This window comes from Bacillus sp. EB106-02-03-XG38, from assembly GCF_058792175.1.
The window spans coordinates 236,868-248,402 of the sequence record NZ_JBYTED010000001.1 but is presented as its reverse complement, the minus strand read 5'-3'; the positions used below and the strand labels follow the sequence as shown (position 1 = coordinate 248,402).

Annotated in this window: 11 protein-coding genes and 3 pseudogenes; 4 read left to right on the top strand and 10 right to left on the bottom strand. The window is 34.7% G+C overall.

The genetic code is table 11. The features are described from left to right. The first annotated feature begins 32 nt into the window (after window positions 1-32). Complete coding sequence (gene exsB, locus AC3WTI_RS01200; protein ID WP_097841394.1) at window positions 33-593, top strand: exosporium protein ExsB; 561 nt, start codon at window positions 33-35, stop codon at window positions 591-593. 45 nt (window positions 594-638) lie between these two features. Here the strand turns inward: exsB and AC3WTI_RS01195 are convergent, their stop codons facing one another. The 6 genes and pseudogenes from AC3WTI_RS01195 to AC3WTI_RS01170 all read right to left on the bottom strand — a co-directional run bounded on the left by AC3WTI_RS01195 (window position 639) and on the right by AC3WTI_RS01170 (window position 5,510). Further along, complete coding sequence (locus AC3WTI_RS01195) at window positions 639-1,250, bottom strand: phosphoserine phosphatase 1 (RefSeq protein ID WP_097841393.1); 612 nt, start codon at window positions 1,248-1,250, stop codon at window positions 639-641. A gap of 13 nt (window positions 1,251-1,263) precedes the next feature. Further along, window positions 1,264-1,809, bottom strand: a pseudogene (locus AC3WTI_RS01190) (short-chain dehydrogenase). 12 nt (window positions 1,810-1,821) lie between these two features. Then, window positions 1,822-2,238: a FosBx1 family fosfomycin resistance bacillithiol transferase gene (gene fosB, locus AC3WTI_RS01185; RefSeq protein WP_097841392.1), complete on the bottom strand. Its 417-nt coding sequence runs from the start codon at window positions 2,236-2,238 to the stop codon at window positions 1,822-1,824. 60 nt (window positions 2,239-2,298) lie between these two features. Next, entirely contained in the window at window positions 2,299-3,960 is a 1,662-nt protein-coding gene (locus AC3WTI_RS01180) for a peptide ABC transporter substrate-binding protein (RefSeq protein ID WP_087959592.1), read from the bottom strand. Window positions 3,961-4,036: 76 nt separating this feature from the next. Next, a complete protein-coding gene (locus AC3WTI_RS01175; protein WP_142305877.1) occupies window positions 4,037-5,032 on the bottom strand; it encodes a DUF2628 domain-containing protein in 996 nt (331 codons plus the stop codon). A gap of 25 nt (window positions 5,033-5,057) precedes the next feature. Continuing rightward, the gene (locus tag AC3WTI_RS01170) at window positions 5,058-5,510 is read right to left on the bottom strand and encodes a methylated-DNA--[protein]-cysteine S-methyltransferase (protein WP_087959590.1); all 453 of its coding nucleotides are present in this window, start codon (window positions 5,508-5,510) and stop codon (window positions 5,058-5,060) included. Window positions 5,511-5,643: 133 nt separating this feature from the next. On the opposite strand from AC3WTI_RS01170, the gene namA reads away from it, so the two are divergent. Beyond that, on the top strand, window positions 5,644-6,681 hold the full coding sequence (gene namA / locus AC3WTI_RS01165) for an NADPH dehydrogenase NamA (protein WP_097841390.1): 1,038 nt from the start codon (window positions 5,644-5,646) through the stop codon (window positions 6,679-6,681). 29 nt (window positions 6,682-6,710) lie between these two features. On the opposite strand, the gene AC3WTI_RS01160 is transcribed toward namA, so the two are convergent. Beyond that, the gene (locus tag AC3WTI_RS01160; RefSeq protein ID WP_087959588.1) at window positions 6,711-7,370 is read right to left on the bottom strand and encodes an oxidoreductase; all 660 of its coding nucleotides are present in this window, start codon (window positions 7,368-7,370) and stop codon (window positions 6,711-6,713) included. A 111-nt stretch (window positions 7,371-7,481) separates the two neighbouring features. Continuing rightward, entirely contained in the window at window positions 7,482-7,634 is a 153-nt protein-coding gene (locus AC3WTI_RS01155; protein ID WP_179192049.1) for a hypothetical protein, read from the bottom strand. 266 nt (window positions 7,635-7,900) lie between these two features. On the opposite strand from AC3WTI_RS01155, the gene AC3WTI_RS01150 reads away from it, so the two are divergent. Beyond that, complete coding sequence (locus AC3WTI_RS01150; protein WP_087959587.1) at window positions 7,901-8,851, top strand: metal ABC transporter substrate-binding protein; 951 nt, start codon at window positions 7,901-7,903, stop codon at window positions 8,849-8,851. A 129-nt stretch (window positions 8,852-8,980) separates the two neighbouring features. Here AC3WTI_RS01150 and AC3WTI_RS01145 read toward each other — a convergent pair. After that, a pseudogene (locus tag AC3WTI_RS01145) lies at window positions 8,981-9,264 on the bottom strand (transposase); the annotation flags it as partial. A 350-nt stretch (window positions 9,265-9,614) separates the two neighbouring features. On the opposite strand from AC3WTI_RS01145, the gene AC3WTI_RS01140 reads away from it, so the two are divergent. After that, window positions 9,615-10,061: a hypothetical protein gene (locus AC3WTI_RS01140; RefSeq protein ID WP_064475128.1), complete on the top strand. Its 447-nt coding sequence runs from the start codon at window positions 9,615-9,617 to the stop codon at window positions 10,059-10,061. Between the two features lie 359 nt (window positions 10,062-10,420). Here the strand turns inward: AC3WTI_RS01140 and AC3WTI_RS01135 are convergent. Next, window positions 10,421-10,998, bottom strand: a pseudogene (locus AC3WTI_RS01135) (TasA family protein). Window positions 10,999-11,535: the final 537 nt, after the last annotated feature.

Genomic DNA, 11,535 nt, shown 5'->3' with positions numbered 1-11,535 from the left:
TTTCAACTTAATACATGATAAGGAGGATTTCTATGAAACGTGATATTAGAAAAGCGGTTGAAGAAATCAAAAGTGCAGGGATGGAGGATTTCTTACACCAAGACCCAAGTACGTTTGAATGTGATGAAGATTGCTCTTCAAAAATTGAGTGTAGCGATGATTGTAAATGTCCAAGAACGAGATGTACTCGCGTAAAACATTGTACGTTCGTTACAAAATGTACTCACGTTAAAAAGTGGACATTTGTTACGAAATGTACTCGTGTTCGCGTTCAAAAATGGACGTTCGTTACGAAAGTAACACGTAGAAAAGAATGCGTTTTAGTAACAAAACGTACTCGCAGAAAGCATTGTACGTTCGTTACAAAATGTGTGCGCTTTGAAAAGAAATTTTACTGGACAAAACGATGTTACTGTAAAAAATGCGAATTCTTCCCTCACGGACACGGTGACTCTTGTGATGATTCATGGGATCATGGTAAAGACTGTCACGATGATGGACACAAATGGAATGATTGCAAAGGCGGACATAAATTCCCATCTTGCAAAAACAAGAAATTCGATCACTTCTGGTACAAAAAACGCAATTGCTAGTTTTGCATACAAAAAAGGCCGTTTTTCACGGCCTTTTTTGTATGCTTACTGAAAATGACTTATATCTGCAAATTGCTTCACTTCACCTTTATCTTCTTCAAATTCTATTATACTTAGACTAGCACTATGCATAAATGGAGCATCCCACACATTTTCTATTTCAATACCTGCAAAATGTCCTACTAGTAGCTTTGCGGCTGCCGCATGAGAAACAATTAATATACTTTCTCCTTTATGCTTTTCTAATAGAATCTGTATCCCCTCAATTACTCTTTTATAAACAGACTCAAAATTTTCTCCTGATGTTGACTGAAAAAGATGTGGCTCATACCAAAATAATTGTATTTCGTCTGGGTATTGCCTTTCTATATCATCGACTGTCTGTCCTTCCCATATACCCATGTTAATTTCATAGAAATGCTCATCCGCGATTATCGGTATATCACGTTCGCCCTTTATTAACTCTGCAGTATGAAGGGTCCTTTCACTCGGGCTACTATAAATCGCATTGATAGCTAAATCTTTCATTCGAGACCCTAATTGCTTAGCTTGTAACATACCGTTTTCAGTTAAAGCAGAATTTTTCCGTCCTTGCATTCGTTTCGCTACATTCCATTCTGTTTCACCGTGCCTTGTTACATATACAGTTGTTTTCATTTCCCATTCCTCCTTACCATGTTGGTCGCAATTCCCATGGCTCTACTCGTCCTACAATCCATTCATTACATTTACCCTCAATTCCTTTTATTACACCATCCGATATTTCTTCATGAGTAAGCCATCTGCCGTATGTACCGTCTAATATAAAACCTAATATTATTCTATGGTAGCTACATCACGTACCTCCTATTCTTTGTGCGGGCGTACGCGACGCTTTACTACCTAAAATATAAAAAACGTTGTATGTTTCAGACGATAAGTCTAATTCTTTACAAATGAGTGATAACGTACCCTTCGTACTTGCGTGTATCCATGCGATAACTACTGTTATTGGACCATTCCTCTCAATTGTACTTTTAATAGCTAGCTTTACATCATCATCATTATGATAATCTAATGGCAGACATGTGATACTTTCTGGTATAGCACTCTCTCGCTTAACATTTTCTAATTTCACTTCATCTCGTCCAATAATAGAAACATGAAATCCTTGCTCACAAAGCCACATAGAAACTCTCTTTAGCATTCCTGTTCCACCAATTACTAGCGCATGCAACTTCTTCCCCCCTTAGTAAAATGTCATATGAGGTTTATCTTCCCTATAATAATTCAGTCGTTCTTGCAATGTCCCTGAATGAAACTCAAATTTGTGGCCATCAAGATCAACAAAATAGATAGACTCACAATCCCTTACATCTCGTTCTCTTCCTTGTAAAATATGAACATCGTTTTCTTGTAATCGCTGCAATAGACGTTCAAAGTCTTTCTGTTCAACTGAAAACGCAATATGCGTATAAGATGCATGAATCTCTTTTCTCGGAATATGTGCTTCTTCATTAAGTGCTATCCATACCCCGCATACATGAAAATATGCAAGTTTTCTACCTTTAACTAATAATTCTCCTTCTAACACTTTTTCGTAAAATGTAATAGAGTTTTCTAAATTAGACACTGAAAAACAAAGATGATTAATTCCTTTTAACAAAATTAGCTCCTCCTTAAACAAACGAAAAGATGAGCGAAAATTCGCTCATCTTTCATTATACTATTTCTTTGTAATATATGCCCATTTATAGCTGAAGTCCCCACCAAACGTATGATTTGCAATACCTTTTACATACGGTTTCTCTAAATATGCCGTACTTTGTTGGTACGCAGGAGAAATGGCAGCATCTTCACCGATTAAGATTTTTTCAGCTTCTGCAAGTGCATTCCAGCGTGCTTTATCATCTTTTAATAGCTCTCCTTTTGATTTCGCTACTAAATCATCATACTTCGGATTAGAATAATCCATTTCATTAAATGAACTTCCAGTAACGAACATATCAATATAAGTCATTGGATCCGGATAATCCGGACTCCATGCAGATAATGAGAATTCATATTCAAATTTCTTTTCTAACTCTAGCTTCTGCTTATATGGTTGTTGTTTCAAATTCACTTTAATACCAGGTAAGTTTTTCTCTAACTCCTCTTTAATAAAGTCGCCCACTTTTTTACGGCTACCATTATCATCATTTAAAAATTCTACTGTAATTGTATCTTGGCCAAGTTCTTTCTTTGCTTCTTCCCATAATTTTTTTGCTTTTGCTGCATTGTCTTTACTGTCACGGAAATTTTTATTTACAGAACGGAAATCTTTCCCATCCGGTCCTGTCGTAAATTTTTCAGGCACTAAGAAATATGCTGGTAATGATCCGTCATTTAAAATAACATTTGCAATTCCTTTTTTATCATACGCTAGATCAATCGCTTCACGAACTTTTTGGTTTTTAAACGTTGCATTTTTCTGGTTAAAACGTAAGAAATACATACGTGGATCTAACTTCGTTTTAAATTCATCTGGCTTATTCTTTTTATATTTATCAACAAATTCAGAACTTAAAATAACACGGTCTGCTTGATCACTATCATATAAATTTACTCCCGTGCTCGTTTCCTTCACTATATTTACATTAATTTCTTCTAATTTCACTGTATCTTTATCCCAATAATTAGGGTTTTTCTTTAATTGATAACTTCGTTCATGTTTCCATTCACTCATCGTAAATGGACCATTGTATAATAGTTTATCTGCTTCTAATGCATATTTATCCCCTTGTTCTTTCACATATTTTTCATTCAATGGGAAAAATGTCGGGAATGAAGTAAGCTCAAGGAAATATGGTGCTGGTTGTTCTAATTCTACTACTAACGTTTTATCATCCTTTGCTTTTACTCCTAATTGATCTAACGGTAATTCTCCCTTATTTACTTTCTGTGCATTTTTCACATCAAATAAAATAAATGCATACTCAGCTGCTGTTGCTTTATCTAATGCACGTTGCCATGCAAATACAAAATCTTGCGCTCGAACTGGATCGCCATTAGACCACTTTGCGTCTCGTAATTCAAATGTATATGTCGTTTTATCTTCACTAATCTTCACATCTTTTGCCATACCCGGAGTTGGTTTATTATCCTTATCTAAACGATATAACCCTTCCATAGCATTGACAAAGGCACGGAATGATACAGAGTCTGTCGATTTTGATGTATCCATTGAAGGAATTTCTGCTACTTCTAGTAAGTTTAATACTTGCTTATCTGCTGCCCCCTTACTTGCCTCTTTCTTCGTTGTAGATGCCTTCTCCCCATTTCCGCAACCTGCAACTAATACACTAGTTGATAATGCTACTGCAGCAATCGTTGTTACCTTTCTCTTCATTCTTCCTTCCCCCAATCTATATGTATAAATGAAAGCCTGTATAATATATATTATTATACAAAAGATTCAGATTATTTCAAATATTATTTTCGTACATTAAAAAAAGAAGCGGATAGAGAGTCTTTCCATCCGCTTCTTTTTCTATTTCTTTTACTTGTAATCCATCGTCTATATCAAATGGATTTTGAACTTTAAATATTTCGTCCATTATCTTCAAAAATTCTTCCTCATTTTTAGATTCGCCGTTAATCGAAATTGAGTACGGCTCAATCTCACCCAATTTATAATCAACAATAAATTGGATATTCACCTTTTTCCTTGGCATATCAGGACTAATCCCTTGGAATTCTACTAATTCTAATCCTTCCGTTCCACGATAATATACCCAAACTGGATTTCTAAAATAACTTTCAAACGATTCACCAATAGAAAAGAATGGATATTCATAAAGCGAGCCTGTACGAACTTTTTGAATAATATCTCGATCAGTTGGGAAAAAGAAATGGCTGAAAAAAATACTGGCAACCGCTAAAATCGTAACGATGGTTGCTCCCATTTTACTCGTTCCACCACTATCACGAATGAGGTACTTCTCAACCGATTCATCTTGAATTTCTCTCGCTTTTATTCGATATATACGCCTTTCTGCAAATTGATAATATAATCCATTCGCAAAAATCGCCATTCCAAATAAAATAAAAACGAGTAATAGAAACGTCAGAGGCACCATATTAATGATTGGTAATGCTACGTTAAAACCCATATAATAAGAAAATGCATCGCACGCTACCAATAACAATACAAATAATGCTGCTGGTAAATAGTACTTACGATACCCAAGCCAGCCAACATTGAAAATGGCTGCCCAACCATTCCAGCTCCACCTAGCAATCCGCTTTTCCTCAAGCTCCCATTTCCTTTTGTAATACGAATATTGTCTCCCTACATACACTTCTAATTCCTTGTCTATTAGTAAGCTTCCTTCACCTTGTTCAGTATGCAAAGTCCGCTTGCAACTTTCACAATTCAACTGATTTCCCTCGCAAAGTTGCCCACAATTTATACATCTCAAAACAATCCCTCTTCCCGTCCATACATTATTTCAATATACCTTCATGTTTTAATAACCACTCTTTCCTCCATAAACCACCTGCATATCCAACAAGCTTCCCGCTTTTTCCTATTACACGATGACACGGTACGATAATTGAAATCGGATTCCGACTATTTGCTCCTCCTATCGCTCGTACAGCTTTCGTATTTCCAACTTTCTCTGCAATATCTAAATATGAAGCACTTACGCCATACGGAATAGTATAGAGCGCATCCCATACATTTTTTTGAAATGCTGTTCCCTCGGCAGACAGCGGGACTGTGAACTCTTTTCTATTCCCCTTAAAATATTCATCTAGCTCATTTATACATTGATCTATCATTTCATTTGTAATTTCTTCTTGTCTCTCATCAACAAATATAACTGACGTAATTCCTTTATCGTTCGCTTTAATTTCCAGCAAACCTAATTCACTTTCATAATAAGCCTGGTACATATGTCAGCCTCCAATTTAATTCATATTAATTATTGTAACACGAATAGACAAAATTTTTCGTATAAGCGTTTTATTAGAGAAACAAAAATGAGAATGATACAATGTAAGAAAATTCAATCTAGGAGGCTATTGGATGAATCCCGAACTTTTTTCACCTTATACAATTAAAGATGTTACATTAAAAAACCGTATCGTTATGTCACCTATGTGCATGTATTCATCAGAAAACGAGGATGGCCAAGTAACGAATTTCCATCTCGTTCATTACGGAACAAGAGCTGCCGGTCAAGTTGGTTTAGTTATGATTGAAGCAACAGCCGTGTTACCTGAAGGGAGAATTTCTAACAAAGACTTAGGTATATGGGATGATAGCCTAATTGAAGGCTTACATAAAACAACAACTTTTATACATGATAACGGTGCAAAAGCCGCCATTCAACTCGCTCATGCTGGAAGAAAAGCTGAATTAGAAACGGATGCTCTCGCTCCATCCGCAATTCCGTTTAATGAAACTATGAAAACGCCAGTAGAAATGAGTATACAGCAAATAAAAAATACCATACTAGCTTTTCAGCAAGCTGCAGTACGATCAAAGCAAGCTGGATTTGACGTTATTGAAATACACGGTGCTCACGGTTATCTTATTAATGAATTTCTTTCTCCGCTTTCCAATAAGCGGACTGATGAATATGGTGGTTCACCTGAAAATCGCTATCGTTTCTTACGTGAAATTATTGACTCAATAAATGAAGTTTGGAATGGACCGTTATTCGTTCGTATTTCAGCAAACGATTATCACCCTGACGGTTTGACGGTTCAAGATTACGTTCCATTCACAAAATGGATGAAAGAACAAGGAGTAGATGTAATTGATTGTAGTTCTGGAGCTGTTGTTCCAGCACACATCGATGTATATCCCGGGTATCAAGTACAATACGCTAAACAGATTAAAGAGCATGCTAACATTGCAACTGGTGCTGTTGGATTGATTACGACCGGAGCACAGGCGGAGCAAATTTTAAATAATAACGAAGCAGATTTAATTTTTATCGGTCGTGAGTTACTTCGTAATCCTTACTTCCCAAGAATAGCCGCCAATGAACTTGGCTTTGAATTAGAAGAACCATATCAATACAAGCGAGCACCAGGGAAAATCAGTACAAGTAAATAAAACCGAGAAGCTATTCTTCTCGGTTTTATTTATTCTATCGTTGTAATTTCATTCGAATTATAAATGTGGATACCTGATTCTTCTCGCAATGCAGTGATATACATCCCTTTCGCCACATCTTTCGCAGAAATTGGTTTATACTTTTTGAAAGCCCCCTTAAATATAAAAGGAATGATACGAGATAACTTTTCAGCCATTCGTTCACCAAAACGAAATTCTTGTCGATTTCCTACTAATAAAGATGGCCTAAAAATGTGAATACCACCTATGACTAACTTTTGTAATTCCTCTTCCATTCTCCCTTTAACTTGCGAATAAAAGAAAAACGATTTAGGATTTGCCCCCATTGAAGACACGACAAGGAAATTTTGTACACCTTGTTTCTCCGCTAGACACGCGGCACGTAACGTATATTCATAATCTACCTTTTTGAAATTTGCTTTTGTTTTTGCTTTTTTGATTGTTGTTCCTAGACAACTAAATACGTCATCTACAGCAAAAAACTCTTTATATTCCTCTAATACCGAATAATCCACTTGCTTTTGCTGTAACTTCTCATGTTGCCATTGCATTGGTTCTCTTACAAAAATAGTAACCGAATCGTAGTAATCTGATTCAAGTAATAGACGCGTTATCTCTTGTCCAACTAAACCACTTGCACCAAGTACTAACGCTGTTCGCTTATTCATATATGCATATACCTCTTATTTTACTTTTCTCTCCTCCAGTAAAATACAACCTTCAGGAGTTTCCTTCTCTCATTTTACCACAAGTAAAGCACTATGCGTACGCATAGTGCTTTACTCACTCTTTTTCTCATCTTTCTCTCGTAGCTTTGTTACTGTTGACGCATCCCCTAAATTACTTATTAATCTTCTTAAAAAAATTAAGACTAAAGCTAATGGTAATACTACCGCTAATATTAATAAAATAGCTTCCATTAAGTAACCCAAACACTCATCCCCCTCTACACCCTCCTTTCATATATATGAACACAGCGTTGTCACATATGCATGTATTCGCAAAAATAACACATCTATATTTGACAACTTTATAACAAAATCAAATCGGAATGATTATTATTTATTGCAACTTTATAAAAGATGTATTATACTAAGTTCGCAAACTAAAACGTAATTATTCCGTTTTGTATTAAAATGATATTTTTCTTCTAAAATTGGGGAAAATATATCCGTAAAAAAGAAAAGAGGAGAACTTCATGCCTAAAAGATTGACTATATTTTCATTCTTACTTATTTTCACTTTAATTTTTACTGGCTGCTCAAATACAAAAGAAGGTAATGCCAAGAAAGACGGAAAGCTAACTGTTTATACAACTATTTTTCCTCTTGCTGATTTCGCAAAAAAAATTGGTGGCGACTATGTAACGGTTGAAGCAATTTATCCACCTGGTGCAGATTCTCATACATTTGAACCAAGTCAAAAACAAACAGTAAAAGTTGCAAAAGCCGATTTATTCGTTTATAACGGGGCTGAATTAGAACCATTTGCTGAAAAAATGGAAAAATCATTACAAAAAGAAAATGTTAAAATTGTAAATGCATCAAAAGGAATTGAACTGCGTACTTCTACTGAAGAAGAGCATCATGATCACGGAGACGGCCATAAAGAAGAGGAACATCATCACGATAAAGACCCACACATTTGGTTAGACCCTACTCTAGCAATGAAACAGGCAGAAAAAATTAAAAATGCACTTGTAGAATTACAACCTGACCATAAACAAGAGTTTGAAAAAAACTTCGCAGCACTTCAAACGAAATTTACTGATTTAGATGATCAATTTAAAGCAGCTGTTGCGAATGCAAAAACGAAAGATATTTTAGTTTCTCATGCCGCTTATGGATACTGGGAACAACGCTATGGCCTGAAACAAATTCCTATCGCTGGTATTTCAGCTTCTGATGAACCATCTCAAAAACAGCTTGCTGATATTACAAAAACAGTAAAAGAACATAATCTACAATATATTTTATTTGAAACATTCTCTACTCCAAAAGTAGCATCCGTCATTCAAAAAGAAACGGGTACAAAAATTTTACGCTTAAATCACCTTGCTACTATTTCTGAAGATGACGCGAAGAGCAATAAAGATTACTTCACTTTAATGGAAGAAAACGTGAATACATTGAAAGAAGCTACTAACTAATCAACTTTTGATAAGAAGAGGCTGTCTCAAAAGGTCTTTAAATAAGACCTTTGGGAGACAGTTTTTTATTTTAACTTTAATATGGATGAGAAAATGCCCGGTTATAGTAGAAAATCAACAGATTTTCTACTATAACCGGGCATTTTTCGCTTTGGATTGAGCTCTTGTTGTCCATTTCCGTAAATTATGGGCAAAACAAATAAAACCCCATTCCAGTCGATTTTTGGAAAGGCATCGTAAGGAAAAACGTTGGAAGAAGCGATTGTATTTAATATGACCGAATACGGGTTCTACCTCTATTTTTCGTTTTACATATAACTCTTTACCTTCTTTTGTATGTAAACGTTCTCGTACTTCTTTTCCCTGTTTTTGATTTTTGACAGTGACCCGATAGATTTTGTTTCATTTTGTTTCCTTTATATTCTATTTACAATATCAACGTTTTATTACTATTATTTTACTATTTAAAAGAAGCGATTTGTTATTTGATTTTGTTTGCTCTATACATGTCAGGTTCGTATAACATCTCATTATCGATACCAAAAGCAAAGAGGCTCCCTACTCTCAGAAAGAAATCTCCTTTTTCTTTTAATTATTTGCGTATCCCAAATGTAACAGCGAGGGATTTATGTATCCGAGTTTTGGTGTACTTTATATTAAATATGCATAATTACATAATTATTCTTTATATAACAATATTGAAATTTACATTTTTAACCTGTAAAATACAGGATGTTAAATAAATACCTAAGGGGTTGTTAATATGAAAAAATTTATGGGCATGTTAGCTATGTGTTTTGCACTTACACTAGCATTTTTACCAACTATTTCAAAGGCGGATTCTTCTCCACTACGAAGTGTTAGCATTAGTGCTGTAGGCGATAATAACAAAATGTATAGTGCAAGTTCTTACTTAACTATTCCTGTTCTTAAAGGCGATTACCTTTATGTGAAAGTTAGTGAAGTAGGTACACCGGATTCATATTCTGAGGCTTTGACTGTTAATGGTGTTAGATATGCGGGAAGTTCTTTAGACGAAGTCAGTTCTTATACTGGTCCATTCGGATCTGAAAAAACATTTAGATTACGTATTAAGGATTCTTACATCTTCTCAAACACACCAAATTCAACAAACACTATAGCTTTTGAAGCTAGAGTTCCTTTCTCAATGCAAGTATTATCTAAAAGCATATCGGTTCATGTAGAATAATTTATAACATTATCATTAATAAAAAATACATCCCTATAAGGATGTATTTTTTATTAAATAGAAACATAATTTCAACTTACCGTTATAGAAAAAGCGGCATCATAAAAATGGTGAACCTAATATTGTTCAAAGTTACTTATACTTATCTCCCAATTAATTGTGCAATCTAACCTTTTTATCAACTAAGGAATAGAATCTAAAAAAAGAAAATCGGCATCAGTTTTTTCACCCATATATTTATGAGGAGCTTTACCATTCTCGATAAACTCTTCAATTTTAATACAGTTCTTTTAATTGTACACTATACGTTTAAACATATAGTATACAAATTATTACACTTACTTTTCTTCACCACTTGTTTACATGGAATTAAACGTCCAATTTAATTTCAATGCATCTCCTTGAAATACATTTTGGTCTTCACCGCTACCTACAAATGTGATCATTACATAAAAGGTATCATCATCACCAGGAGCAAGTCCATTTCCTTCTCGATCTACAATACCTTTCTTTACAAGGTCAGGAATACTTCCATTTTGCGTAGCTACCTTTAATTCAGATAATGTAGTAGACCATACTGGAACTTCATTTTTATCCAAATTCCACAAGAAATCCACACGGATATAATCACCAAATCAGCATTTCCATTATCCCCTTTCGAATCGATTACACTGTAATCTGTCAGGAGTTTCACATCTCCTATTGTTAAGGTTCCTTTGTTAACTAATTGAAAACCGCGCTCCATTTCATCACCTGGTTTCAGATTGTCGACATTAATAACGACTTCAGGATCAACACTCAAATCTAAAGTACCCGCTGCAAACGTGTTTTGTGATACTTCCTTATCACTAAAATACGCATATGTTCTCCCACCAATTAAAGATAAGCCCAGCGCTGCAGTTATGACACCCATACCAAGTTTTTTCTTCATACTCATTTCACAAGTCCCCCTATTTTTAAAGTTCAAACTACAAACCTTATTTCCATCCCACAAACAATAATCATTAAACAACTACCTTGTCCCATAACGAAAGAAAACTAACTTTAAACTAGTTACTTCATGTACTCCAACGACTATTACTTTTAAAATAACCGGTAATGTTACCGTATATCATTACCGTTCATTTGTTAGCCAATCTCATTTCATTTACTATTCATTGTCCGATTACTTTATTTACTCTAGAAGTTCGTCCACTTATTTTTGGGGTTCTAAACCGATGATATATTACTGATTAGCTTACCTGAAGAGATTTTTTTAGTTAGTGATTTGCCAATCTATCTTGTTTACTATCAATCAATTTTTAAAAAATTCTTCGTTTAGGGGCTACTTTAAAATCTTAAGTTGATGGGCATGTGGCGGACACCTACTAATATTCTTGCTTTTAAATTAATTTCAGTATATTATATTCATATGATAATATAGGAATTATGGTATACAGAAAGGGATCAAATCTATTTGTAAGATTTAAATCCT